This window comes from Nonomuraea sp. NPDC049129 (assembly GCF_040648495.1).
Classification (GTDB): domain Bacteria; phylum Actinomycetota; class Actinomycetes; order Streptosporangiales; family Streptosporangiaceae; genus Nonomuraea.
Map to the genome: position 1 here is coordinate 490,727 of NZ_JBEZDU010000003.1, position 24,546 is coordinate 515,272.

21 protein-coding genes are annotated in these 24,546 nt (G+C 72.2%); 10 read left to right on the forward strand and 11 right to left on the reverse strand.

Annotated features, from left to right (window positions below; genetic code table 11):
• Positions 1-25: 25 nt before the first annotated feature.
• Entirely contained in the window at positions 26-475 is a 450-nt protein-coding gene (locus AB0B64_RS11785) for a carboxymuconolactone decarboxylase family protein (protein WP_357938251.1), read from the reverse strand.
• A gap of 67 nt (positions 476-542) precedes the next feature.
• On the opposite strand from AB0B64_RS11785, the gene AB0B64_RS11790 reads away from it, so the two are divergent.
• Positions 543-1,913: a PLP-dependent aminotransferase family protein gene (locus tag AB0B64_RS11790; RefSeq protein WP_358176678.1), complete on the forward strand. Its 1,371-nt coding sequence runs from the start codon at positions 543-545 to the stop codon at positions 1,911-1,913.
• A 187-nt stretch (positions 1,914-2,100) separates the two neighbouring features.
• Here the strand turns inward: AB0B64_RS11790 and AB0B64_RS11795 are convergent, their stop codons facing one another.
• Positions 2,101-2,619, reverse strand: a complete 519-nt coding sequence (locus AB0B64_RS11795; RefSeq protein ID WP_357938247.1) for a universal stress protein — start codon at positions 2,617-2,619, stop codon at positions 2,101-2,103.
• Positions 2,620-2,732: 113 nt separating this feature from the next.
• Here AB0B64_RS11795 and AB0B64_RS11800 point away from each other — a divergent pair, with 113 nt between their 5' ends.
• From AB0B64_RS11800 to AB0B64_RS11810, 3 genes are all read left to right on the forward strand, one after another.
• Entirely contained in the window at positions 2,733-6,026 is a 3,294-nt protein-coding gene (locus AB0B64_RS11800; protein ID WP_357938245.1) for a BTAD domain-containing putative transcriptional regulator, read from the forward strand.
• A gap of 83 nt (positions 6,027-6,109) precedes the next feature.
• Positions 6,110-6,271: a hypothetical protein gene (locus tag AB0B64_RS11805; protein ID WP_357938243.1), complete on the forward strand. Its 162-nt coding sequence runs from the start codon at positions 6,110-6,112 to the stop codon at positions 6,269-6,271.
• 48 nt (positions 6,272-6,319) lie between these two features.
• On the forward strand, positions 6,320-8,911 hold the full coding sequence (locus AB0B64_RS11810) for a LuxR C-terminal-related transcriptional regulator (RefSeq protein ID WP_358176681.1): 2,592 nt from the start codon (positions 6,320-6,322) through the stop codon (positions 8,909-8,911).
• Between the two features lie 41 nt (positions 8,912-8,952).
• On the opposite strand, the gene AB0B64_RS11815 is transcribed toward AB0B64_RS11810, so the two are convergent.
• The 3 genes from AB0B64_RS11815 to AB0B64_RS11825 form a co-directional block, all read right to left on the reverse strand.
• Entirely contained in the window at positions 8,953-9,681 is a 729-nt protein-coding gene (locus AB0B64_RS11815) for a hypothetical protein (RefSeq protein WP_358176683.1), read from the reverse strand.
• 118 nt (positions 9,682-9,799) lie between these two features.
• Complete coding sequence (locus AB0B64_RS11820; RefSeq protein WP_358176686.1) at positions 9,800-10,174, reverse strand: VOC family protein; 375 nt, start codon at positions 10,172-10,174, stop codon at positions 9,800-9,802.
• Entirely contained in the window at positions 10,171-10,767 is a 597-nt protein-coding gene (locus AB0B64_RS11825) for a TetR/AcrR family transcriptional regulator (RefSeq protein ID WP_357938235.1), read from the reverse strand. Before AB0B64_RS11825 ends, AB0B64_RS11820 begins: the two co-directional genes overlap by 4 nt.
• A 107-nt stretch (positions 10,768-10,874) precedes the next feature.
• Between AB0B64_RS11825 and AB0B64_RS11830 the strand changes: the two genes are divergently transcribed.
• The 3 genes from AB0B64_RS11830 to AB0B64_RS11840 all read left to right on the forward strand — a co-directional run bounded on the left by AB0B64_RS11830 (position 10,875) and on the right by AB0B64_RS11840 (position 13,103).
• Positions 10,875-11,417: an MFS transporter gene (locus tag AB0B64_RS11830; RefSeq protein WP_358176689.1), complete on the forward strand. Its 543-nt coding sequence runs from the start codon at positions 10,875-10,877 to the stop codon at positions 11,415-11,417.
• Between the two features lie 73 nt (positions 11,418-11,490).
• On the forward strand, positions 11,491-12,003 hold the full coding sequence (locus AB0B64_RS11835; RefSeq protein WP_358176692.1) for a copper chaperone PCu(A)C: 513 nt from the start codon (positions 11,491-11,493) through the stop codon (positions 12,001-12,003).
• Complete coding sequence (locus tag AB0B64_RS11840; RefSeq protein WP_358176695.1) at positions 12,000-13,103, forward strand: Dyp-type peroxidase; 1,104 nt, start codon at positions 12,000-12,002, stop codon at positions 13,101-13,103. The genes AB0B64_RS11835 and AB0B64_RS11840 overlap by 4 nt, the downstream gene beginning before the upstream one ends.
• On the opposite strand, the gene AB0B64_RS11845 is transcribed toward AB0B64_RS11840, so the two are convergent.
• On the reverse strand, positions 13,096-13,575 hold the full coding sequence (locus tag AB0B64_RS11845) for an MSMEG_6728 family protein (protein WP_357938227.1): 480 nt from the start codon (positions 13,573-13,575) through the stop codon (positions 13,096-13,098). The genes AB0B64_RS11840 and AB0B64_RS11845 overlap by 8 nt on opposite strands.
• Positions 13,576-13,644: 69 nt before the next feature.
• On the opposite strand from AB0B64_RS11845, the gene AB0B64_RS11850 reads away from it, so the two are divergent.
• The 3 genes from AB0B64_RS11850 to AB0B64_RS11860 all read left to right on the forward strand — a co-directional run bounded on the left by AB0B64_RS11850 (position 13,645) and on the right by AB0B64_RS11860 (position 17,083).
• Complete coding sequence (locus AB0B64_RS11850; protein ID WP_357938225.1) at positions 13,645-13,932, forward strand: hypothetical protein; 288 nt, start codon at positions 13,645-13,647, stop codon at positions 13,930-13,932.
• 95 nt (positions 13,933-14,027) lie between these two features.
• Positions 14,028-16,310: a xanthine dehydrogenase family protein molybdopterin-binding subunit gene (locus tag AB0B64_RS11855; RefSeq protein WP_358176698.1), complete on the forward strand. Its 2,283-nt coding sequence runs from the start codon at positions 14,028-14,030 to the stop codon at positions 16,308-16,310.
• Positions 16,307-17,083, forward strand: coding sequence for an SGNH/GDSL hydrolase family protein (locus tag AB0B64_RS11860; protein ID WP_357938221.1), 777 nt, complete (start codon positions 16,307-16,309; stop codon positions 17,081-17,083). The genes AB0B64_RS11855 and AB0B64_RS11860 overlap by 4 nt, the downstream gene beginning before the upstream one ends.
• Before the next feature lie 93 nt (positions 17,084-17,176).
• Here the strand turns inward: AB0B64_RS11860 and AB0B64_RS11865 are convergent, their stop codons facing one another.
• From AB0B64_RS11865 to AB0B64_RS11885, 5 genes are read right to left on the reverse strand one after another with little or no spacing between them, the layout of a single operon-like run.
• Positions 17,177-19,963 (reverse strand): DUF5682 family protein, encoded by a 2,787-nt coding sequence (locus tag AB0B64_RS11865; protein ID WP_358176701.1) that lies wholly within the window; start codon positions 19,961-19,963, stop codon positions 17,177-17,179.
• Complete coding sequence (locus tag AB0B64_RS11870) at positions 19,960-21,072, reverse strand: AAA family ATPase (protein WP_357938217.1); 1,113 nt, start codon at positions 21,070-21,072, stop codon at positions 19,960-19,962. Before AB0B64_RS11870 ends, AB0B64_RS11865 begins: the two co-directional genes overlap by 4 nt.
• Before the next feature lie 11 nt (positions 21,073-21,083).
• On the reverse strand, positions 21,084-22,451 hold the full coding sequence (locus AB0B64_RS11875) for a VWA domain-containing protein (RefSeq protein ID WP_358176704.1): 1,368 nt from the start codon (positions 22,449-22,451) through the stop codon (positions 21,084-21,086).
• A complete protein-coding gene (locus tag AB0B64_RS11880; RefSeq protein ID WP_357938213.1) occupies positions 22,448-23,842 on the reverse strand; it encodes a hypothetical protein in 1,395 nt (464 codons plus the stop codon). Before AB0B64_RS11880 ends, AB0B64_RS11875 begins: the two co-directional genes overlap by 4 nt.
• The gene (locus AB0B64_RS11885) at positions 23,842-24,333 is read right to left on the reverse strand and encodes a hypothetical protein (protein WP_357938211.1); all 492 of its coding nucleotides are present in this window, start codon (positions 24,331-24,333) and stop codon (positions 23,842-23,844) included. Before AB0B64_RS11885 ends, AB0B64_RS11880 begins: the two co-directional genes overlap by 1 nt.
• Between the last annotated feature and the right edge of the window lie 213 nt (positions 24,334-24,546).

The window sequence follows — 24,546 nt, forward strand, 5'->3', positions numbered from 1 at the left end:
GTCGCGGTAAGAGTGGCACCGGCGGTCAGCCCTTGTACGACTCGGGGGTCATGCGGGTGGCCACGCCCATCCGGTTCCAGGCGTTGATCGTGGCGACGGCCACCACCAGGGCGGCGAGTTCCTGGTCGTCGAAGTGTTCGGCGGCATGCTGCCAGATCTCGTCGGTGATGTCGTCGGTCGAGAGCCTGGTGGCGGCCTCGGTGAAGGCCAGGGCGGCGCGTTCCTGGGCGGTGAAGAAGGGGGCCTCCTGCCATACGGCCACGGCGTGCAGCCTGGCGTCGCTCTCGCCCGCCTGCTTGGCGTCGCCGCTGTGCATGTCCACGCAGTAGACGCAGCCGTTGATCTGGCTGGCGCGCAGGCGTACCAGCTCCAGCAGGGGTGCGGGCAGGGTGCTGTGCCGGACGTACCGGTCGAGGCCGGCCATGGCTTTATAGGCCTCGCCGGCTAGTTCGCCGAGATTCATGCGCTGTGTCATGGCTCCACCCTAAGACTCATCTTGTCCCGGTATAAGCTCCAATTTTCGGGTAAATGATTGGGCCAAGATGGATGTCCACGTAAGCCTTCATGGCCGGGGTGACCTGGCCGCACAGGTCTACCGGCAGTTGCTGGACGCGATCCTCGACGGCCGGCTCAGATCGGGCGAACGCCTGCCGCCGACCCGCGAGCTGGCCAGACGGCTGGAGATCTCCCGGAACACGGTCGCGGTCGCCTACGACCGCCTGGTGGCCGACGGCTTCCTCGTCGGCCGGGCGGGCGCGGGCACGTTCGTCTCGGCGGAGCGGGTACGCGCCACCAGGTCGGCGCCCCAGGGCGTCGTACGGCCCCGTGCCATCTGGCGGTCCGTGGCCGCCGAGGCGCCGGCTTCCACCCACGAGTACGACTTCCGCGTGGGCGTGCCCGATCCCCGGCTGTTCCCGATGGAGACGTGGCGCAGGCTGGTGGCCCGTGAGCTCCGTACCAGCCTCGCCGGATATGCCGACCCTTCCGGCCACGAAGCCCTAAGGGACGCTATCGCACGACATATAGGTATCAGCCGCTCCGTACGAGCCGGTGCCGACGACGTCCTGATCACCAACGGCGCCCAGCAGGCGCTCGACCTCATCGGCCGGGTGCTCATCGACCCCGGCGCCTGCGTGGCGGTCGAGGAGCCGGGCTACCCGCCCGCGCGCCGGCTGTTCCGCTCACTGGGCGCCCGCGTGGCCGGAGTCCCGGTGGACGGCGAGGGCATCGACGTGACCGCCATCCCGAACGCCGCCCGGCTGGTGTATGTCACCCCTTCCCACCAGTTCCCGCTCGGCACCCCGATGTCGCTGGCTCGCCGCGCCGCGCTGCTGGCCTGGGCGGAGCGGCGGCGCGGCGTGATCGTCGAGGACGACTACGACAGTGAATTCCGCTTCGGCGACCGGCCGCTGGAGCCGCTCCAGAGCCTGGACCGGTCGGGGCGGGTCATCTATGTCGGCTCGTTCTCCAAGACGCTGCTGCCCATGCTGCGCCTCGGCTTCCTGGTCGCCCCCGCTTCGCTCATGCCCGCGCTGCGCGCCGCCAGGCAGCTGAGCGACTCCCACGGCGAGCTGTCCACGCAGGCCGCGCTGGCCCGCTTCATCGACGAGGGCCTGCTGGCCAGGCACATCAGGAAGGCCACCCGCGAGTACGCCGCCCGGCACGCCCTCGTCGTCGACAGCCTCGCCGACGACGACCGCCTTCGGCTGGTCCCCTCGGTCGCGGGGCTGCACCTGTGCGCCCGCTTCTCCCCTGGGGTGTCCGTACGTCCGGCTCCCCGGCTCGCGCTGGAACGGCTCGACGCCTACTGCGGTGAGAGCCCCGCCCAGCAGGGCCTGGTTCTGGGGTACGGCGCGATTCAGCAAGCCGAGATCCCCGAGGGCTTGAACGTCCTGAAGGAAGCCCTGGTCTGACACCGTCACACGACTGTCTCGATCCCTGTGACGGTCTGTGGTGGCTGGGGTCCTTATTGGGAGATACCCCCTTCGGGGACTCGGGGGACTCGGGGGACCCGGGGACTCGGGAGGTCCGAGGACCCGGGAGTCGAGGATCCGGGAGGTCCGGGGGTCGGGGGAGAGGAAGAACGGACACCCGACCCCGCTAGATGTGCTTACGGCTCCAGAACCGTCGCGTGCGCTCCCCCGGCAGGTGCGGCTCGTCCGGCGGTGTCGGCTGCCGGACGATCACGACCGTCGTCTTGGCGTGCCGAGCGCAGTACATGCTCGTCGAAGGCAGGAACAACCGGCTGAGCATCCCCCGCTTGCCCCGCCCCAGCACCAGCAGATCGCCCTCACGGGCCAGGTCGACGAGGTGATAGCCGGGATCACCGACCCGGCCGACCACCGCCGTGGTGAGGTCGGCGGGCAGCCCACCGGCCACGTCGTCGAACACGCCCGCGATCACCTCGTTGCACCGCGCCTCCTCCCCCGCCTTCATGGCGTGCTGCACGGGCAGCGCCTCGGGGAAGGGGTGTACCGGGGCCCGGCTGACGTGGACGGCGATCAGCGCCATCCGATGCAGCCGCGCGGCCCCGATGGCCCACGCCAGTGCCCAGCGCGAGGCCGGGGACTCGTCCACCCCCACGATCAGCCTCGCTCCGCCGGGCAGGTCCTGATCCACCGCGACCCTCCTCGAAGAGGTACTCGACCATAGTGCGCCTCCGGGCCGGTTACCGGGAGGTGGCACTTTGCGAACTCTGGAGTCGTTCGCGATCCCCGGCGTAACATGCGTGGGTGGAACGTGGGTGGGTGCAACCCCGTCCCGCCCTCGACCGGCGGCTCGACGGGGCGCTGACGCACAGGCTCACCACTTTGGTGGCCACCACGGGCTACGGCAAGTCGATCGCGCTGACGAGTTGGAGTGAGGCGGTCGGCGCGGTGCTCCACCGGCTGGGGCCGGCCGATCGCGACCTCACCACGCTGGCCGGCGCGCTGGTCTCGGCCCTGGCGGAGGTGGTTCCGGACCTGCCCGCCGAGCTCGCCGCCGCCGCCGAGTCCCCGCTCGGGCCGGACGCCGACGAGCTGTCCAGGGCGGCGGCGCTGGCGGGCGCGCTGGCCGAGGCGCTGGCGGGGCGACTGCGACGGGGACTCGCCTTAGTATTCGACGGCATCGAGACGATCATCGGCGCGGCCGGCTCCGTACGCTATGTCGAGACCCTGGTCCGGGCGGCCCCCCGCCACCTGCACGTGGTCACCGCATCACGGGCGCCGCTGCCGTTCCCCACCGCGCGCCTTCGCCAGGATCATGAGGTGCTCGACCTCGACGCGACCGACCTCGCGCTCACGATCGGCGAGACCACGGCCTGGGCGCGCGAGCGGCTGGGCGAGCCGGGGGCGGCGATCGCCGCCACGCTGCACGACGCCTGCGGCGGCTGGCCCGCCGCCGTGCGGGCCGCGCTCGACGCGCTCGCCCGCACCGATCCGGCCGCTTGGCCGGGTACGGCCGCGGGCCTGGCCGCCACCTCCGCCACGCTGGAGCGGCTCACGCTGTCGGCGTTCAATGACCTGCCCGCGGCGATGCGCGAGCTACTGCGGGCGGCGACCGTGCTGCCCGTGCTCACCGACGACCTCGCCGCCGCGCTCGGCGCCCCGCCCGACACGCTGGCCTCGCTGACCAGCCGGGGCCTGTTCCTGGAGGCCGGCCACGACGGGCACCGGGCGGCCTCGACGGGCACTCAGCGCACAGCCGACGGACACGGGCCGGGCGCCCACCCGACGGCCGACGGACACAGGCTGCCCAGCGGATACCGGCTGACCGCGACCAGCGCCCACGTGCTGGCCGCGCACGCGCCGCTCGACCGGCACGAGGCCCACGACACGGCCGCCGTCGCCGCCCGCTGGTACGTCGAGCACGACCAGCCGGAGCTTGCCCTGCGCGCCGCGGTCGCCACCCGGCACAGCACGCTCGTCACCTCGCTGCTCGGCACGCACGGCCTGCGCCTGGCCGAGCGCGGCGACGACGTGGTGGCGGCGCTCGCCCTGCTGCCCGAGCCGATCAGGCAGGCGCCGGCGATGCAGCGGCTGGCGGGCATCGCGGAGCAGAACCGCGGCGACTGGACCCGGGCGCGCGACCTGCTCGCCCGCGCGGCGGCGACCTCGGTGTTCGACGCGTTCCTGGCCCGGCGGCTCGGCCTCATCGACCATCTGCGTGGCGATCTAGACTCGGCCATCGCCATCTACACCAAGGGCTTCGAGTACGGGCTGCCGCCGGCCGACGCGGCGATGTGCGCGGCCTCCACCGCGTCGGTGCTCTGGCTGAAGGGCGACCGGGCGGGCTGCGCCGAGCTCGCGGACCGGGCGCTGGAGCTGGCCAGCGCGCTGGGCGATCCCGGCGCCCTGGCCGCGGCCAACACCGTGCAGGCCATGCTCGCCTCGCTCGACGGCGACCGGCGGGCCAACGACGCCTATTACCTGCGCGCGCTGGAGTACGCCGAGCGGGCCGGGGACGTCGTCCAGCTCATCCGTATCCGGGCCAATCGCGCTTCCTGTCACCTCGATGAGGCCGCCTACACCAGGGCGCTGGCGGAGGTCGAGATCGCGGCCAGGCTGTCGGATCTGGTGTCGTTCGCCCCGTACGCCGCACTCAACATCGCCAACCGGGCCAAAGCGCTGATCGGGCTCGGCCGGCTGGAGGAGGCGGCGATCGACGCCGCGGACGCGGCGGCCAGGTGGGAGGCGATGGGGTCGCGGTTCGTCGGCTATGGGCTGATCCGGCTGGCCGACATCCAGGTGCTGCGCGGCGACCGCAGGTCGGCGATGGCCATCTACCGGCGGATCATCGCGGACGCCGGCGCGTCCGGCGAGGTTCAGGAGCTGTCCAACGCCCTGAACAAGCTGGCCGTCCTGCTCACGGAGGACGATCCCGACGAGGCGGCCCGCGTGGCCGCGCGGGCGCTGAAGCACGCGGAGGGCATCGCCGGGGTGGACGCCAGGCTGGTCGCGGCCCGCGTCGCGCTGGCGGCCGGGAGATATGACGAGGCCAGGGCGCTGCTGTCCGAGGCCGAGTCCGCCGCCGTGCGCCGCAGGGACCACGCGGCGCGGGCGGCGATGGTGGAGCTGCGCGCCGAGCTCGACGGCGACTCCCGGCTGGCCGACGAGGCCGTGCGTCAGTGGTCGGCGCTCGGCGATCCGATCGGCCGGGCCAGGGCCGAGCTGGTCAGGGCCGCGCTGGGCGACGCGGTGCCCGGCAGGGAGATCGCGCATCAGGTCAGGAGCCGCATGCACGCGATCGGCTGCCGGGCGCTCGATGCCAGGATCGACGCGCTGGTCGGCCGGTTCACGCCGGTGGCGGAGGCGCGTGTGCGGGTCGAGACCATGGGAACGTTCCGAGTCCTGCGCGGCGCGGTGCCCGTCGCGCGTACGGCCTGGCAGTCGCGCAAGGCCCGCGACCTGCTGAAGATCCTGGTCAGCCGCCGGGGCGCGGCGATCGGCAGGGAACGGCTGGTGGAGATCCTCTGGCCGGAGCAGCAGGGCGACGCGGTCGGGCTGAAGCGGCTGAACGTGATGGTGTCTACGCTGCGGGCGGTGCTCGATCCGGATCATGTACGTCCGGCGGACGAGTTCGTCGTCTCCGACGAGGGCGCGCTGCGGCTCGATCTGGCGAACGTGGACGTCGATGTTGAGGACTTCCTCGATCTGGTGGGCTCGGCCGGGCAACTCGATCAGGCGGGGCGGGCGGCGGAGGCGCTGGCGCGGTGGGCGGAGGCCGAGGCGTCCTACGGGGGCGACTTCTGCGAGGAGGACCCGTACGCCGACTGGGCCGTGGGGCTGCGGGAGGAGGCGCGGCTGGCGTACGTGCGGGCGGCCGCCAGGCTCGCGACGGCGCGGGCGGGCGAGGGGCGGCACGACGAGGCGGCTCGCTACTGGCTGCGCCTGCTCGAACGCGATCGATACGACGAGCGCGCCCACCTCGGGCTGGTGCGGGTGCTGGACTCGGCGGGCCGACGCGGCGACGCGCGGCGGCGCTACGCCCTGTACGCCGAGCGGATGCGCGAGCTGGAGGTCGAACCCGCGCCCTACCCCACCTGAAAAGCCCGCCTCGACCCCATCTGAGCAGCCCCTCTCCGGCCCACCTGAACCTGGCCTGAACCGGTCGGGGAGATGGTGCCGACATGAGGACGGTCATCGTACGGCTGGTCGAGCCTGAGCAGTCCGGCGGCCAGCTCCGCGGGCTGCTCGAAGAAGTCGGTGGCGAACCGGTGCCGTTCAGCGGGAGCGAGGCGATCGTCGACCTGCTGCTCTCCGCCGCCGGGTTGAGCCGAGATCAGCCTTGAACCTCCCGCGAACCTCGCTCACCATCATCGAGGGTGAGAGGAGGCACGATGAGCGAGCAGCTGGGGAGCACATGGCCGTTCGTCGGGCGAGGGGGCCAGCTGGCGACCGTACGGGAGGCACTGCGGTCGCGGGCGGGCGTGATGATCGCCGGAGACGCGGGGGTGGGCAAGAGCAGGCTGGCGGCGCAGGCGCTGTCCGGCCTGGAGGGGTACGGGGTGGTTCGGGCGCTGGGTACGGAGACGGCGGCGGCGATCCCGTTCGGCGCGTTCGCCCACGCGCTGACCGAACCGCCCAGCAGCGGGGAGAACCTGCTGCGCTGGGCCGCACGGCACCTGGGCATCAGCGCGGGACGGGACGAACTTCTGGTGAGCGTGGACGACGCGCACCGGCTCGACGCGGCCTCGGCCGCGCTGGTGCACCACCTGGCGGAGAGCGGCGCCGCGAGGTTACTGGTCACGGTGCGCAGCGGTGAGCCGCTGCCCGCGCCGGTCGCCGCGCTGTGGAAGGACGAGCTGCTCCGCCGCGTTGAGCTGCCGCCCCTGACCGTGGCCGAGGTCGGGGAGGTGCTGGAGGGGGCGCTCGGCGGAGAGGTGGCCGGACAGACCGTCAGGCACCTGGCCAGGGTCAGCGAGGGGAACGTGCTCTACCTGCGCGAGGTCGTGCACGCCGGCCGTACCTCGGGATGTCTGACCGAGACCGACGGGCAGTGGCGCTGGCAGGGCGAGCTGTCGATGACCACCCGGCTGCGCGAGCTGGTCGACGCCAGGATCGGGCACCTCGACCAGGAGGAGCGGGAGGTACTGGAGCTGGTGGCGTTCGGCGAGCCGCTCGGCACCGATCTGCTGGTCTCGCTCACCTCGCCGATCGCGGTGGAGCGAGTCGAGGACCGCGGGCTGATCGTGGCCGTGCGCGACGTGCAGCGAGAGCACGTGCGGCTCGGCCACCCCCTCTATGGCGAGGTGGTACGCGGCGCTTGCGGCACGCTGCGGACGCGGCGGCGGCTGCGGATGCTCGCCGAGGCGCTGGAGGCGAGCGGGCTGCGGCGGCGCGAGGACGTGCTGCGCGCGGCCGTGTGGCGGCTCGACAGCGGCTCGACCACCGATCCGGACATGCTGCTCGTCGCTGCTCGGCTGGCCTGGGCCAGGCAGGATCCCCGTCTGGCCGCGCGGCTGGCCAGGGCGGCGATGGACGCGGGCCCGAGCGTGGCCGCGGTCGCGCTGCTCGGCGAGTCGCTCATGGTGCTCGGCGATGCCGACACCGCGCTGACGGCGCTGCGGCAGACGGCACCGGCGGTGGTCACCGAGAGCGAGCGCGCGCAGCACGCCATCAGCCTGGGACTCAACCACGCCTGGGCGGGCTCGCTCACCGAGGCGTGCCGGGTGCTCGGCGAGGCGGCGCGTACGCTCACCGACCCGGCCTGGCAGCAGGAGGCACACATCTACCTCGGCGTGGCCGAGTTCTGGGCGGGCCGCACCACCCGAGCCGTCGAGTCGCTCGAACGGGCCCGCGCGTGCACGCCGATCACCGTGCGCGGCGCGGCGCACCTGGCCGCGCTCGACTCGTGGACCAGCGCCTACTCGGGACGGACCGAGCACACCATCGCGGTCGTCGAGCAGGCCCTGGCCGGGGTGGACGACTGGGGGGACGAGACGCCGCACGCGCTGCCGACGATGCTCGACGCGCGCTGCGCGGCCGAGACGTTCGCCGGGCGGCTGGACGCGGCGGAACGCACCGCCGATTACGGCATGGAGCTGGCCGCCGCCGAGCTGTCGGTCTCCGGGTTCGGGGCGTTCCGCGCGCTGGTCAGCAGGCTGCGGGGCGACGCCGAGGGCGCCGTGCGCTGGAGCCGCGACGACGCCGCCGGGCTGTACGACCGCTCGCCGTACCGAGGACGGTGCCTGGCCGAGCAGGCGCACGCTCTGGCGCTGCTGGGCAGGACGGCGGAGGCGCGCGACCTGCAGGCCGAGGCCGAGGAGCTGGCCTCCCGATGGGCGTTCACCCGCTACCCGACGCTGCAGGCCGCGGTGTGGGTGGCGGCGGCCGGCGGAGACCTGGACGAGGCGGTACGGCTATGCCTGTCGGCGGCCGACGCCGCGGAGAAGCACGAGCAGTCCGGGCACCTGATGTTCGCGCTGCACGATCTGGTGCGGCTGGGGGTTCCCGCGCTGGCCGCCGACCGCCTGTCCGCGCTGGCCGAACGGGTGGACGGGCACCTCGCCGGGCTCCTGGCCCGGCACGCGCGGGCCACCGGCGACCCCGACGAGCTGCGTGCGGTGGCGGCCGGGTTCGAGCGGCTCGGGATGATTCTGTACGCCGCCGAGGCCACCGCCCAGGAGTCCGCCGCCTACCGGGCGATGGGCAGGGGCGCTCTGGCCAAGGGGGCGCAGACCAGGGCGTGGTCGCTGGCCAGGCGCTGCCCGGGGGTGTCGACGCCCGCGCTGGTCGAGCTGGCCACGCCCGAGCTGACGCCGCGCCAGCGGGAGATCGTCCAGCTCGCGGCGGCCGGCCTGACGAACCGGCAGATCGCCGCCCGGCTCACGGTCTCCACCCGGACGGCCGCGAACCACCTGCAGGCCGTGTACGAGAAGCTCGGCGTCAACGACCGTGCGGAGGTGGGCCGGTTACTCGCCTCCCTCTGAACGGGGGTTGCCCGTCTCGCTCTGAGCGAGCCCGGGCCTGGCTAGACCAGTGCCAGCAGGCCGTCGTGGAACAGCGCGCGTTCGTGCTCGGTGATCGCGCCGTACGGCTCGGCGGCCCGCCGGTTGGTCTCCCGTTCGATCCGGTCGCGCAGCGGCCCCGGCCCGAGCACGACGATCTCGCCGGCGGTGAGGCCGGCGGCCCGCCAGGCGGCGGCGTGCGAGTCGGCGCGGTGGTAGCGCAGCGCGGCGAGCCGGTTGAACAGCAGCACACCCGCCGGTGTACCCACCGGTTCGTACGGCGGCGCCATCGCGGCGAAGGCGCCCAGATCCGTCGTGGCGCCCTGCGCGTCACCGGGATCCGCTCCGGCCGCGCCGATCACCCGTCCGGCCAGCTCGGCGAGCGTTTTGAGGTCGCGGCCCGCCCAGATCCGCTCGGTGGTGGCGGCGTGCACGGCGTAGAGGCCGTCGATGAACGCCAGCGCCTTGGCCGTCGCCCGCAGCGCGCCGTCGCCGTCCTCCTCCAGCATGCCCAGGTCCAGGTGGTCCTGGATCTCGGCGTCGAGCTCGGCCGTGTCGCCGTACCGGTAGATGGTGGCGAGCGAGCGGCGGCTCAGCGGGCGGAGGGGGAGCGTGAAGCGCAGGTCGATCAGGAAGCCGGGCAGCAGTCCCGCGTCCTGCGCGCGAGCCGAGGCATGCACGTTCACGTGGACCGCGCCGATGACGGGACCCATGGTCGCCGCATAATCCGCCAGGTCATGTAATTTCGGCATTGAGCGCCATTATGCCGGTGGAGAAGCGGTCGTGTCGGCCGATGGCGCGCGGCCGGTGGCTCCGCGTCGGTCGGCGGCGCACGCCGCCGGTTGCTTCGCGTTGATCGGCGAGGCGTGCTCACGCAGGTGACATGATCTCGTAGAGGTTGCGGACCGCGTCGGTGAAGAACAGCCCGCGCGGGCAGAGCGGGTGGTCGATCCGTCCGTTGTCGGGGGTCGCGGGGTGGTTCCCGTACGGCACGCCGCGCTCCTGGATGCGGGCCAGGATCGCGTCGAACGTGGCCGGATCAACGTCGAACCCGAAGTGATGCCCCTCAGGATTCTCGACGGTCATGTAGTCAAGCGTGAGCCGCTCATCGACCCGCACGGGGGCGAAGTGCCCGCGGGCCCCCGTGGGTGGCAGGCGCTCGAGCCCCATGATGTCGGCGAAGAAGTCGGCCTCCCGGTTGTTGTCGGCCGCGGGGACGATCGTGTGGTTGAGGGACACGCTCACGCTGACTCCTCCTCCTTGAGGGCTCCGTGCAGGAACACCTCGACGAGCTGGCTCGTGGGCAGGATGGTCGACCGGGTGAACAGCAGGCTCAGGAAGATCTTGCCCACCTGAGCGACGGGCAGCCGCAGCGCCGCCTCGTCCGGTTCGAACAGGTCGGCGACCGCGTCCCCGATCAGCTCCATGGACGCCTCGCGGCTGCCCGGCTGCGGGCGGGCGCCTCGCTCACCGCCCCGGTGGCCGCTGGAATGCAGGGCTCCGGCCACGGTGCCCATGCGCGCCAGGTAGGCGCGGAGCGCGTCGGCCGCCTCGGCGAGCCGGTCGGCCAGCGGCTGGTCGAGCGAGATGGAGGCGAGCTCCGTGACCACGTGGTCGGGCCGCATCGCCTCGACCATGCAAGCGTCGAGCAACTCGTCCTTGTCGGCGAACACACGGAAGACGGTGGCCTCACCGATGCCCGCCGCCCTGGCGATCTTGCTGGTGGTGACGGCGGTGCCGTACTCGGCCACCAGGGGGAGGGCGGCGGCGATGATCATCGCGCGGCGCTCCTCCGGGCTCATTCCCGGCGCCCTGCGCCGGACTGGTTTCTCACTCATACGAACCACGGTACGGAGTGAGTACTCACTCCGTCAAGAGCGGAGTGAGTATTCACTCCGATGCTTGATCACGGGGCGACCAACGGCCATGGCATGATGACGGCACTGTGACCGCCGGTCTGCCCTTCCGCCTCGCCCGCACCTCGGCCTTCGCCGCGGTGTGCCTCGGGCTGGGCGTCGCGGCGCACGCGTTCGGCGGTGGCACGGTCAGAGCACCGGCCATGGGCATCGCGCTGGGGCTGTCGTTCGCGGCGGCCTTCCCGCTGTCGGGGCGCGAGCGGACCATGGGCGCGATCCTGCCGCTGCTCGGCGGTCTCCAGGTGGTCATGCACCTGCTGTTCTCGCTGGCCCACGCCGCCTCGCCGATCGCGGCGACGGGTCACGCGCACTCGGGCCTGGTGCCGGGTCTCGGCATGCTGGTCGCGCACGGCTGGGCGATCGGGTTGACCGCCCTGTGGCTGGCGCGCGGCGAGGCCCTGCTCTGGGGGCTGCTGCGCCGTCTGGCCATACGGCTGCTGGTCGTGCTGCTGCCCGTCATCCGGGCGCCGTTCCCGGCTCCGTGTACGGCGGAGCCACCGGTCTTCCGCTCGGCCGTGCTGCGGCACGTGGTCTCTGGGCGAGGTCCGCCGATGGTCGTCGAAACCAGCTGACCTCCGTTTTGACGACCACGCCCGGCAGGGCGCGCTTCGGCGTGCCGTACCGGGTGGAGAAAGGCCTTTCCCCATGTTCTCTCGCCATGCCCTGCTGCTCGCCGCCGCCGCCATCGCACTCGCGGGCTGCGGCTCCACGCAGGTCGCCGCCGCACCGGCCGAGCAGTCCCCCGCCGTCGCCGCCCCGGCCCTCACCATCACCGACCCCTGGGTGAAGACTGCCAAGAAGGGGATGAGCGCCGCCTTCGGCACCCTGGTCAACAACACCGACGCCGAGGTGACGATCGTCTCCGGCGCCTCGCCGCTGTCCCCGAAGATCGAGCTGCACGAGGTCGTGGAGTCCGGCGGCAAGATGATCATGCGGCCCAAGGAGGGCGGCTTCGTCATCCCCGCGCACGGCACGCACGAGCTGCGGCCCGGCGGCGACCACATCATGCTGATGGGCGTCGCGCAGGAGGTGCTGCCGGGCGCCCGGATCCCGTTCACGCTCACCGTCAAGGGCGGCAAGCCGCTGGAGTTCACCGCGATCGGCAAGGACTTCGCCGGTGGCAAGGAGGACTACCAGCCCGGTATGGGCCACAAGTGATCAGCCGCCGGGGTCTCATCGCCGGAGGCGCTCTGACGGCCGTCGGTGCCCTCACCACACCCCCCGCGCAGGCCACCGTCGCCGTCGAGCCCTTCCACGGCGCCCACCAGGCCGGGATAGCGACGCCTCCGCAGGCGCACGCCGTCTTCGTCGGCCTCGACCTGTCGCCGGACACCGGCAAGGAGGCCGTCGTCCGGCTCCTCCAACTGCTGACCGACGACGCGCGCCGCCTCACCCAGGGGCGGCCCGCGCTGGCCGACACCGAGCCCGAGCTGGCCGCGACGGCCGCCCGGCTGACGATCACGTTCGGCTTCGGTCCGGGGCTGTTCGCGGCGGTGAAGGCGGAGTCGCCGGTGGCTCCGCTGCCGTCGTTCACGATCGACAAGCTGGACAAGCGGTGGAGCGGCGGCGACCTGCTGGTGCAGATCTGCGCGGACGACGGGGTCACCGTCGCTCACGCGCTGCGGATGATCGTCAAGGACGCCCGCGCGTTCGCCAAGGTCCGCTGGATCCAGCGCGGCTTCCAGAGCGCGACACGGCGCAACCTGATGGGCCAGGTCGACGGTACGATCCAGCCCGCCGACCTGGACCGGGCCGTGTGGATCTCCCAAGGACCCGCGTGGCTGCGCGGCGGCACCACGCTAGTGCTGCGGCGCATCCGCATGAGCCTGGAGTCATGGGACGCCGCCGACCGGGTGGCCAGGGAGTTCACGATCGGCCGCCGCCTCGACACGGGCGCCCCGCTGACCGGCCGGGCGGAACGCGACGAGGCGGACTACAGCCAGGTGAACAAGCTCGGCTTCCCGATCATCTCCGAGTACGCCCACATCAGGCGGGCCCACGTCACGGACCCAGGACTGCGCATCCTGCGCCGTCCCTACAACTACGACGAAGGGCTCACTCCGGACGGCAAATCGGACTCCGGGCTGCTGTTCGCCTCCTACCAGGCGGACATCGACCGGCAGTTCGTTCCCATCCAGCGCAACCTGGCCAAGGGCGACCTGCTGAACGAGTGGATCACACCCGTCGGCTCGGCCGTCTTCGCCATCCCACCGGGCTGCGCACCCGAGGGCTGGATCGGGGACAGCCTGCTCAAGTGAGGCACGAGGGCGGGCGGCCCGAGGCGGGCCAGACGTAGTCCAGGTCGTCGGGCTCGTCGCCGAACAGCGGCCGGTAGAAGCCGGGCGCCTTGCGCAGCAGGGCGGAGCGGTGGCTGAGATGGAAACCGGCGTCGCCCAGCCACGGCGGCAGCTCGCCGTCCGCCTCCAGGCACACCTGGGAGCGGACGGCGGTGCTGCCACAGCGCTCGGCCAACTCCCTGGCCAGGGTGCCGGCACAGGTGTCGGCACGGCCGGTGGCGCACCACCGGCCGCACACGTCGAGCCCGTACCGCACCAGGGCCTCCTCGTATCCCGCCCACATGCGCACCGCCGGGTGGTGCCGCCAGCCGTAGCCGGGGATCGTGAGGGCGCGCAGGATCTGCAGGGCTTCGACCCGCTGCTTACCCAGCCGCAGCGGGTCGAGGACCGCCGCGGTGCGCGCGAAGTCGGGATAAGGCAGGAACGTCTGCACAGCTCCCCCGTGGTCGCCTCATGCCCACCGGCTACCCATGGCGGCTCACGATCAACCTAGAGTGGAGCCGTGCTTCCCGACCTGATCAAGCAGCTCACCGAGTCGGACCTGCCGCGCCACCACTGGCGCGGCGACGACGAGCGCGGCGGCCTATGGCTGTTCGAGACCGTCGAGGGCGAAGGCGAACACTGGGCGGTCAGACAGATCGAGATCGGACCCGACCGCGCCGCGCACCGCTACTGGTGGCGCCACTTGCAGGACGAGCACGGCTTCCTCACCGAGCAGGCCGTGGAGATCTGGGAGCTGACCGAGATCACCGGAGCCGCCTTCGAGGCCGTGTGGGAGGCGGCGGGGTAACACCGTGCCGGGAGGCAGTCGGATGACACAAGAGGTAGCCGAGTGACACCCGTGTGTCGATGGACCGGCGGCCCACCCACGCTCACAATCGGGCTATGGCTGAAGGTTATGTGGGTTCCAGGACGCCCCGTCGCGAGGATGCCCGGCTGCTGACCGGGCGCGCCCGCTACGTCGCGAACGTACGGCTGCCCGGCATGGCGTACGCGGTGGTCGTCCGCAGCCCCATCGCCCACGGACGGCTGGTGAGCTGGGACGCCAAGGAGGCGTGGACGGTCGACGGGATGCTCGACGTCATCACGCCGGGCGACGCCGCCGCGGTCCGCCTGCCCTGCGTCACCCTGAGCCCCGGCCAGCCCGTCACCTCCTACCTGGCGCTCGACGAGGCGATCCGCTACGTGGGCCAACCGCTCGCCGTGGTGATCGCGCGGACGCCTGAGGCCGCCAGGGACGCGGCCGACCTGCTCGACCTCGGATACGAGGCGCTGCCCCCGGTGATCGGGATCGAGCGGGCGCTGGCCGATGACGCCCCGCTGCTGTACCCGGACTGGGACGGCAACGTGCTGACCGACTTCACGCTCGGCGACCAGGACTGCGACGCGGTCATCGCGGGGGCCGCGCATGTGGTGGAGATGACGTTCACGTTCGGCCGGGCCACGCCGTACCCGCTGGAGCCGCGCGGCATCGTCGCCGACTTCGCCGACGGCGAGCTGACCGTGCGGACCTCGACGCAGGCCCCGCACCACGTACGCGAGCAGGCCGCGGACGCGCTCGGGCTCACCCACGACCGGGTACGCGTCGTGACCGGCGACGCCGGTGGCGGTTTCGGGGGAAAGGAGCACCTGTATCCGGACGAGGTGCTCATCTGCCTGGCCGCCATGCGCCTGGGCCGCCCGGTGAGCTGGACTGAGTCGCCCACCGACCGCCTCGCCGCGACCCTGCCCTCGCGGGCCGCCCTACACCGGGCCCGTCTGGCGCTCGACGCGGACGGGCGCTTCGTCGCGCTGCACGCCGACGTCGTCGGCGACCTCGGCGGCCACCCGTCGAACGTCGGCATCTCGCCGTTCGCGGTGACCGCCACGCTGCTGCCCGGCCCCTACCGCTTCGACCGGGCGGGGGTACGGCTGCGCGCCGTCGTCACGACGACCACCCCGACCGGCTCCTACCGCGGCTTCGGCCAGCCGGAGGCCACCTGGACCAGGGAGCGGCTGATCGACGAGGCGGCCAGACGGCTCGGCGCCGACCCGGTGGAGCTGCGGCTGCGTAACATGCTCGGCCCCGACGAGCTCCCCTGTACGTCCCGGACCGGGCAGGCGTACGACTCCGGCGACTATCCCCGCGCCCTGCGTACCCTGCGCGACCTGGTCACTCCCCCGGCCCGTGACGACGGGCGCAGGCGCGGCGTCGGCTACTCCTGTCATGTGGAGGGCACCGGGCTCGGCTCGTCGATGGGCATGAAGGCCATGGGCATGCTGGCCGGGGGCTTCGAGACCGCGATCCTGCGCATGGAGCAGGACGCCTCGGTCGTCGTCTCGTCGGGTGTGTCGGGGGTCGGGCAGGGCATCGAGACGGCGCTGTCCCAGATCGCGGCGGACCGGGTGGGGGTGCCGCTCGACCGGGTACGCGTGGTGCTGGGCGACACCTCGGCCACGCCGTACTCCTCGATCGGGTCGATCGCCAGCCGCTCGCTCGCGGTGGGCGGCGGCGCGCTGGCCCTGGCCGGGGACCGGCTGCGGGAGAAGATCGTGGCCATCGCCGCCCATCGGCTGGAGGCTGCGCCGGCCGACCTGGAGATCGTCGACTCCGTCGTACGCGTCAAGGGAGATCCGCAGGCGTCGCTGACGCTGCGGGAGATCGCCACGTCGGCGTGGCGGGGCTGGGACCTGCCCGAGGGGGCCACACCCGGACTGGAGGAGCGGGTCTCCTACGATCCGGCCGACATGACGTACGCCTACGGGGCGCACGCGGCGGCGGTCGCGGTCGACCCGGAGACGGGAGCGGTCGAGGTCGAGGGCTACTGGGCCGTCAACGACTCCGGTGTGCTGGTCAACCCGGCGATCGTGGAGGGCCAGGTTCTCGGCGGGATCGCGCAGGGGATCGGCATGGCGCTGACAGAGGAGATCGTCTACACCGAGGAGGGGCAGCCGATCGCCGAGTACCTGCTGCCGACCACCCGGGAGATCCCCGACATCCGGCTCGCGACGCTGGAGGTGCCCTCGCCGCGCACGCCGGGCGGCATGAAGGGCGCCGGGGAGTCGGGGACGATCGGCCCGCCGGCGGCCATCGGCAACGCGGTCGCCGCCGCGCTGCCGGAGATCGCCGACCGCGTCACCGGAACGCCGTTGACCCCGGCCGTGTTGTGGGCTCTACTCTCTGGATGACCTACGCCCGATATGTCGCCCTCGGTGACAGCCAGACGGAGGGCCTCGGCGACGGCGACGACGTTCGGGGCCATCGCGGCTGGGCCGACCGGCTCGCCGAGCAGCTGGCCGTCGCGAACCCCGACGTCCAGTACGCCAATCTGGGCGTCCGCGGGCGCCTGGCCGGGCAGATCCGCGACGAGCAGCTCGGCCCGGCGCTGCGCCTGCGGCCCGACCTGGCCACCGTGATGGCCGGGATGAACGACCTCGTCCGGCCCGGCTTCGACGCCGTCGCGGTCGCCTCGGCATTGGAAGACATGTTCGCGCAGCTCACGGCGTCCGGCGCGTGCGTGGTGACCGTGACCTTCCCCGACATCGGCAAGATCGCTCCGCTGGCCCGGCGGCTGGTCCCCCGGGTGCTCGACATCAATGACCGGATCAAGGCCGCCGCGGCCCGCCACGGTGTCATCGTCGTCGACACCTTCCCGCACTCCTTCACCACCGACGCCAGGATGTGGAGCAGCGACCGGCTGCACGCCAGCCCGCTGGGCCACGCCAGGATCGCCGCCGCCATCGCCCATGCCATCGGGCTGCCCGGCAGCGACGACACCTGGTCGGTCCCGCTCACCCCGCTTCCCCCGGCCGCGCGCTGGCGGGTGGCCGGGGCCGAGGTGCGCTGGGTCGCCAGCTTCGCCGGGCCCTGGATCTACCGGCGCCTGCGCGGCCGGTCCTCGGGAGACGGCCGCGTCGCCAAACGCCCTGAGCTCGGCCCGGTGCCGCCACCTCCCATGTGACCCGCCGCGACCGGGGCGCCTGGGAGCAGGGCGGGTCCGCCGAACCCTGCAGACCGGCGCCTACCGGTGAATCGGCAGGCGCCGGTCCCTGGCTCACACGCTGACGAGCACAGCCGCCACGGCGTCGGCGGTCTCGGGGTGACGGGCCAGCAGCGCGCCCGCCTCTCCGGCCGCCTTGCCGACGGACGGGCCGTCGGCGGCCTGCTGCCAGCCGCCCTCGCAGCCGAGCAGCGCGGCCACGGCGTCGATCGCGGCCGGATGTCCCGCCAGCAGGTCGGTCACCGGGCCCGCCTGCGCGGGCGCCGCCGCACCTACTGCCTTCTTCGGGGGCTTCGCCGACCAGGGCGGTGTCCACTGGTCGAGCGCGGTCAGGCCGCCGGGGAACGTACGGCCCGCCTCGTGCACCAGTATGGGCACCAGCTCACCGGCCTGCTCGCGCAGAGTGGTGATCAGGCCGGGCAGCCACGGCAGCAGGATGGAGTCGGGCAACCGGCCGAAGGCCTTCGACATCAGCTCGACCACGAACGACGCCAGCGCGGGAGCCGGCTCCATCGCCTGCGCGAACCCGCTCATGTACTCCGGGAAGGCCGGGATCACGAGCGGGTTGGCGAGCAGCTCGTCACAGCGCGCCCGCAGCTCGGCCAGCGGCAACGTGCCGAGCAGGTACTGGGCCGACCACAGGAGGGCCACCTTGGCGGGCGCCTCCGGGTGCGACTGCCGTACCGCGATCTCCAGCTGGGCCCGCTCGCAGCCCAGTGCCAGCGCCAGGCTCTCCATCGTGAACAGGAACCCGAGCATCGCCGACACCTGCCGGACACCGGTGTACTCGTCCACGAAGGCGGTCGGCAGCAGCGTGCAGTAATGCGCGAACCCCGCCGTGACGAACGCCTCGCACCAGGCCGGCAGCTCCGGCTCGGTCGCGCGGTAGTGGGCCAGCAGCCGCCTGATCCGGCGCAGCACCTCCGGCGCGTCGTCGACGGACCGCTCGGCGGCCAGCAGCTCCACGGCCCGCGCCCCGAGCTCGTCAGTGAACCGCCGGCTGCGCAGGTAGAGGATCGAGTCCTCGACAGCCGCGAGCGCCACGGCCGCGGTCGCCTTGGGATCCCACACCTTGCGCCGCAGCCGCTGCTCCAGCACCTGCTCGACGGTGATGCCCTCGTAGCCCAGCTCGATGATCGAGCGCTGGTGCTTGCCGATCGTCAGGTCCCAGCTCTCCTGGATCGCCCGCTCGCCCAGTCGCCGCGCGCCCATGATGGGCCGTACGGCGTCGTCGGGCAGCAGGTGACGCAGGATCCACAGCAGGTCGGAGCAGGGCACCAGGTGCGGGTCCGCCTTGAGGTCCATGAGCGCCCGCTGTACCGTGCGCTTGCTCAGGTCCAGTCCGAGTGGCCGCAGCCGGTCGAACACGTCCTGGGCCAGCGGCGGCATGGCGTGGTAGCCCACCTGGCCGATCCGGTCGCCGCCGAGCAGGATCTCGCACAGGCGGCGCACGTCCCGGCGTCCCGGCACCGTGTCCTTCTCGATGCACGTGACAGCGGCGTCCTGGAAGTCGTACGGCGTGGGACGTCCCCGGCCACGCAGCCCGGCGAGCAGGATCGACGTCTCGAACACGGCGATGGCGTCGGCAGTGCTGGACTGGTAGCCGTTGCGCCGGGCCAGCCGGACTATGTCGACGGACCAGCCGAGCAGCTCGGCCTCGTCCAGGCCGTCCAGGACCGGCGGCTTGGCCAGGAAGCCGGACAACCGGTCGGTGACCTGCTGCGGCGGCGCGGGCGCCACCGGCTTCCGTGGCTTCTTGGCCGGCTTCTTCTGGCCCGCCAGCTGGTACGGCTTGACGCCGTCGCGCCGCAGCGCCTTCTCCCAGGTGGCCGCGGCGATCGAGACCGAGCCGGAGGCCAGGCCGAACTGGGCCTCGATGGCGGAGTGGCTCGACGGGATGAGCCCGTACAGCCATTGGGTGGCCGTACGCGGGGTGATCTCGAAGGGCGCGTCCGATGCCAGCCCGAACTGCTCCACCCGGCTGGCCGCGTGGAAGGCACCGCAGACGTACAGGCACTCGGCCGGGTCGGCGCCCGTCGCGGCGAGGTGCTCGCGCATCCGCGTCCACATGTAGCGCTCGCGGTCCTCGTCGCGGTCCGTCCGCCGGTCGCCCTCGGGGCGCAGGCGGCGGAACAGGCTGCCGATCAGGACCATGACCTGCCGGTACGACTCGTAGTCCGCGCCGGTCAGCGGCTGCTCGACGTACTGGTCCCACCACTCCGACCAGTGCCGGACCTTGCCGTGGTGCAGCAGGTGCTCTTCCAGCTCGGCGAAGCGCGGCCGCAGGTCGCCGATCTCGACGCCCACGGCGTCGCCGTGCAGGCCCGCGTCGTCGTCCCCGCCCTGCTTGGGCTCGGCCGGGTCGGCCGGGTCGCGGGGCAGCCACTGGAAGACGTGGTCCGTCGAGCGGTCCACCAGCACCAGCTCGACGTCCGGCGTGTTGAGCGCGTACGAGATGGCCTGGTACTCGGCCGACACCTCCGTGATGGGCGCCACCACGCTGAGCGGCTCCCAGCTGGCCGGGAAGCCGTCGACGTCGGAGGCGAACGCCTGCAACGCCACCGGCAGGCGGCAGTTGCGCAGCTCGTCGAGCAGCGGCCGCAGGTCCTCGCACAGCTCCAGGTAGATGACCTTGGGCTGCTTCTCGCGCAGGCGCCGCACCATGGCCAGCGCCGAGGCCGGCGAGTGGTGGCATACCGGGAAGATCTCGAGCTGCTCGCTCAGCGCCCGGTCGACGTCGTCGACCAGGCCCGACAGGATCCCGGCCAGGGTGTCCGGCTCGCCGGCGAACGCGGCGGCGGCGTCCAGCAGCTGCTCGCGGAGTGCGCCGAACGGGCTCATGAGAGCGTCTTGATGGCCTGGCGGCCACCTTCGAGGAAGTCCGTCCACGGCCCGCCGTCCTTCTTGCTGCGGGGTTCGACGATGCCGTGCCAGTACTTGTTCAGGATGGCCAGGTCCTCCGGCTGACGGCGGGCCAGCGAGCCCACCAGCGAGCCGCCGAGCGTCTCCGCCCGCAACTGGCGATCACCGAAGAACTGGCTGTGCAGGATGGCGTCCTCGAGCACGCCGATCTGCTCGGCCGTGGACAGGGCCGACTCGAGCTTGTCGTCGTCGCTCTTGGCCGAGGCCGCCGCGTTCCGCAGGTCGGCGAAGCTCTGCAGCAGGATGTCGAGCAGCGTGGGCGGCACGTCCAGCTCGATGCGGTGCCGGCGCAGCAGCTCCGTGGTACGGAATCGGACGATCTCCGCCTCGCTGGTCTTGCTGGTCACCACGGGGATGCGGACGAAGTTGAACCGCCGCTTCAGCGCCGACGACAGGTCGTTGACGCCCCGGTCCCGGCTGTTGGCCGTGGCGATGATCGAGAATCCGGGCTGGGCGAAGACGATGTTGTCGTCGTCGAGCTCGGGGATGGAGACGTACTTCTCGGACAGGATGGAGATCAGGGCGTCCTGGACGTCGCTGGTCGACCTGGTCAGCTCCTCGAAGCGGCCGATCACGCCCCGCTCCATCGCCGTCATGATGGGCGAGGGGATCATCGACTGGCGGGACTGCCCCTTGGCGATCACCATGGAGACGTTCCAGGAGTACTTGATGTGGTCTTCCGTGGTGCCGGCCGTGCCCTGGACGACCAAGGTGGAGTTGCGGCTGATCGCCGCCGCGAGCAGCTCGGCGAGCCAGCTCTTGCCGGTGCCCGGGTCGCCGATGAGCAGCAGGCCGCGGTCGGAGGCCAGCGTCACGATGCTGCGCTCGACGAAGCTGCGGTCACCGAACCACTTCTGCGGGATCTCGCGGTCGAGGCCGTCCGAGCGCTCGGAGCCGAGCACGAACAGGCGGACCATCCGGGGGCTGAGCCGCCACGAGAACGGCTTGGGGCCGTCGTCGACGGACTCCAGCCAGTCGAGCTCTTCGGCGTACTTGACCTCGGCGGGGGCACGCAGTATCTCGGTCATTCGCGGGTCTCCTAGGTGAGGAAGTTCTTGAGCTCGAGCACGAGTTTGCGGATGTGGCCGGAGATCACGGGGGTGCCCAGGTCTTTCAGCTTTTCGCGGAACCACTGGTCCACGCTGGCGTACCCCGAGCTGTTCACGGAGCCGACCGGGATGAACTTGACCCCCGAACGATGCAGGGACGTGAAGTCGTCGATCAGCGACCGGTTGTCGTAGAAGTCGGAGATCCAGACCATCACGGTGTTGCGCGGGTCGACGATCTTCGGCCGGGCCAGGGCCATCGCGACCGTACCGTCCGTGCCGCCGCCGAGCGTCGTGCGCAGCAGCACCTCGAACGGGTCCTTCACCCACGGCGTCAGGTCGAGCGCGCGGGTGTCGTAGGCGACCAGGTGCACGTCCACCTTGGGCAGCCCGGCGAAGATCGACGCCAGGATGGTGCAATTGACCATCGAGTCGACCATCGACCCCGACTGGTCCACCACCACGATCAGCCGGGCCGGAGTCGTCCGCCTGGCCGTGTGCCGGTAGAAGAGCCGGTCCACGTACAGCCGCTCGTCCTCCGGGCTCCAGTTGGTGAGGTTCTTCCAGATCGTCCGCTCGATGTCGAGGTTGCGGAACACCCGCTTCGGCGGCACCGACTTGTCGATCTTGCCGACGCTGGTCTTCTCGACCTGCGTACGGAGCACCTCGGCGACCTCGTCGACGAACCTGCGGATCAGCGCCTTGGCGTTGGCCAGGGCGACTCCAGAGAGGTTGTCCTTGTCGCGGAGCAGCTGCTCGATGAGCGACATGCTGGGATTGAGCTGGGCGGCCAGGGAGGAGTTGGACAGCACCTCGCGCAGGCGCATGCGGCGGACCAGGTCGCCTTCCAGGTTGGCCAGGGCCTTGTTCAGCTCGGCGTCGTCGATTCCGCGACCGCCGCCGCCAGTGCCGAGCCCCCGTCCTTGGCCGGATCCTTCGCCTTCCCTTTCTCCTTCGCCTTGAGCGTTGCGGCTGCCGCCGCCTCCCCCGAGTGCTTGCTTGAACCACCCGGCGTCCTTCTGCCAGGCGGCGAGCTGGGAGGCCGAGACGTCGCCCGTCCCGGTGGCGAAGACGTTGAGCAGGAGCTTGGAGATCAGCGCGGCCCTGCGCACCTGCTCACCGGAGTCCTCGGCGTCCTCGGCGTGGTCGAGCAGGCCGTCGAACTCGGCGGCCAGGTCGGGGAAGCGCTGCACGAGGTTGTCCACCGACACCGACGGGTCGAGCAGGGCGACCGGCAGGCCGAGGTCGTCCACGACGGCCACGCTGGCCGACTCCAGGGTCGCCTGCTCCTCGGTGTTGAACACCTGGGCCAGCAGGCGCCAGTAGAGCACCTGCCGCCTGTTCTCGTTGTTGGCAGTCATTTGCGCAGCAGCCGTCCCGCCCGCTCGCGCAGCACGGCCACCGCGTCGCCGTTCCTGGCCTCGGCCTTGGCGATCTTGGGGTCCGTCGCGCCCTGCGCCCAGTCACCGTTGTGCGCGGTGACCGGCAGCTTCTTGACCGTCCCCTGGACGGCGAGCGGCTGGAGCAGCCACCGGCCGGCGTCCCAGCGGAGCAGCCCGATGCACGACTCGGAGCCGCGCACGATCGCGGGCGTGAGCGGGCCGCACGAGGGCAGCCGATCGATGTCCACCGTGATCGTCTTGCCGCCGAGGTCGAACACCATCGGATCGCCCTTGCGCACGGAGTAGCCCTCGACCAGCACCGGCTCGGCGATTCGCACCGGGTGGCGTTCCAGCGGCGGCGTGGCGGGGGCGAGCGCGCTCCCCAGCTGGACCCGCGCCGTGGTGAACGGGTCCGCGGGCTTCCCCACCGTGGCCCGGTCGTCGTGCCACACCAGGTCGCCGCCGCCGAGCAGCGGCATGTCCTTGACGTCCAGGCTGCGATGCTCCGCCAGCGCGTTGAGCAACATCGGGGCCCCGGTCAACAGCCGCCACACGGCCGGGCCGACGATCGTGTCCACCTTCGTGGCGGCGACGCTCGTACGCACCAGACGGCACTGACCGCCGTCAGCGGGCTCCAGGATCGCGTGGACCTGCGCCTGCACGGCGGTGGCGTGCTCGTGCACGTCCACACCGAGCACCAGCAGCCGCCCGGACACCGGCTCGCCGGAGCCCGCGGGCAGACCGCCCGCCTGCGTGAGCATCAGCGCCCGCGCCCACAGGTCGGCCCAGCGCCGGGCGGGCACGACCTCCATCGTCGCGACCGGGCACGACGCGCGCAGCTCCCCCGCCAGGCCGTCGATCAGCACCGCCAGCCGGCGCAGCCGCGGCTCGGCCAGCAGCGCCTCCATCGTCTGGCTCACGGCCGAGACAAGGTCGTGGTCGACGCCTCGCCAGCCGGTGATGGCCAGCTCGTTGAGCCAGGACCGGCACCCGCCGAGCAGGTTGTCGGTCGTACCGGCCGCCGGCGGCTCCGCCCAGGAGTCCCGCTCCCGGCCCAGCGCCGCGTCGAGGCGGCCCAGCAGGGCGTCGTGCACCGCGCCCAGCAGCGCGGTACGCCCACCGGCCAGCGCCGTGACGTTCTCCTCCGAGACCGAGCCCGCGGCGACCTTGGCCGCCGCCTCGCCCACCCGGTCACCCAGCGGCGTGGCCGCCACCGCGCCGGCCAGGTCGGTGAGCGCCGAGGCGCGCTCCTCGCCGAGCCGGGCCAAGCCGTTCGTCAGGGCCTCGTCGAAGCCCGTCACCAGGTCGAGCGCCTCGCCGACACCCGGAAGGGGCTGGTCGGCCAACTCCGCCAGCTGCACGCTCAGCATCAGCCCACCGCCCCGGTGGACGGGAACCAGTGCAGCTCGGCGATGGGCTCGGTGGTCATGGGCAACTCCAGGTAAGCCAGGTGGCGCAGGAACCGGCTGAACACCTCGGCCCCCTGCGTACGCTCGACACCACCGTTCAGGTGGTAGGACAGCCTCTCCCCCTCGGCGAGCTCCACCCGCAGGTAGCCGGCGACCCGGTCCTGGCCGTACTGCAGCACCGCCTCATCGACCAGTGATCGCAGGTGCTTGCACATGTCGCCGTACAAGCCGCCACACGGCCGGTTGTTGTTGGTGCTGCAGTTGTAGGTATGGGTCCCGGCGGTGACCGACGAGACGTACACCCGGCTGATGTCCGAGCCGCTCGACACGACTCCCTGCAACCGCCCGTCGGCCATCTCGACGAAGGGCACCTTTGCCAGCTTGCGCGGTCTGACGGGAGAGACCACCCGTGCCACGCTGTGTTGCTCCCACGCGGTTCTGTCCGCGGTCACGCCTTTCGACCTCCAGCCCAGCGGCTCGCGGACGCCTGCCGGTGCGGCGGCACCTGTGCGAACGGCCGATCAGTGATCGCGTAATTTACCCCATTCGCGGGGAAGCGCGGGCGCGTTTCGATCACCTCCGAGAGCACGCCCGACCTTGGCTTCGACTATCGAAGTAAGAGGCATTGCCGCTAGGTGCTCCTTACAGTTAAAGTCGGCCGTCAG

What these genes read in the sequence shown, in the direction of transcription:
- AB0B64_RS11870 (WP_357938217.1), bottom strand. Translation starts at nt 21,072, where the DNA reads ATGACCGAGATACTGCGTGCCCCCGCCGAGGTCAAGTACGCCGAAGAG.
- AB0B64_RS11810 (WP_358176681.1), top strand. Translation starts at nt 6,320, where the DNA reads ATGAGCGAGCAGCTGGGGAGCACATGGCCGTTCGTCGGGCGAGGGGGC.
- AB0B64_RS11835 (WP_358176692.1), top strand. Translation starts at nt 11,491, where the DNA reads ATGTTCTCTCGCCATGCCCTGCTGCTCGCCGCCGCCGCCATCGCACTC.
- AB0B64_RS11865 (WP_358176701.1), bottom strand. Translation starts at nt 19,963, where the DNA reads ATGAGCCCGTTCGGCGCACTCCGCGAGCAGCTGCTGGACGCCGCCGCC.
- AB0B64_RS11855 (WP_358176698.1), top strand. Translation starts at nt 14,028, where the DNA reads ATGGCTGAAGGTTATGTGGGTTCCAGGACGCCCCGTCGCGAGGATGCC.
- AB0B64_RS11825 (WP_357938235.1), bottom strand. Translation starts at nt 10,767, where the DNA reads ATGAGTGAGAAACCAGTCCGGCGCAGGGCGCCGGGAATGAGCCCGGAG.
- AB0B64_RS11785 (WP_357938251.1), bottom strand. Translation starts at nt 475, where the DNA reads ATGACACAGCGCATGAATCTCGGCGAACTAGCCGGCGAGGCCTATAAA.
- AB0B64_RS11880 (WP_357938213.1), bottom strand. Translation starts at nt 23,842, where the DNA reads ATGCTGAGCGTGCAGCTGGCGGAGTTGGCCGACCAGCCCCTTCCGGGT.
- AB0B64_RS11875 (WP_358176704.1), bottom strand. Translation starts at nt 22,451, where the DNA reads ATGACTGCCAACAACGAGAACAGGCGGCAGGTGCTCTACTGGCGCCTG.
- AB0B64_RS11815 (WP_358176683.1), bottom strand. Translation starts at nt 9,681, where the DNA reads ATGCCGAAATTACATGACCTGGCGGATTATGCGGCGACCATGGGTCCC.
- AB0B64_RS11860 (WP_357938221.1), top strand. Translation starts at nt 16,307, where the DNA reads ATGACCTACGCCCGATATGTCGCCCTCGGTGACAGCCAGACGGAGGGC.
- AB0B64_RS11805 (WP_357938243.1), top strand. Translation starts at nt 6,110, where the DNA reads ATGAGGACGGTCATCGTACGGCTGGTCGAGCCTGAGCAGTCCGGCGGC.
- AB0B64_RS11790 (WP_358176678.1), top strand. Translation starts at nt 543, where the DNA reads ATGGATGTCCACGTAAGCCTTCATGGCCGGGGTGACCTGGCCGCACAG.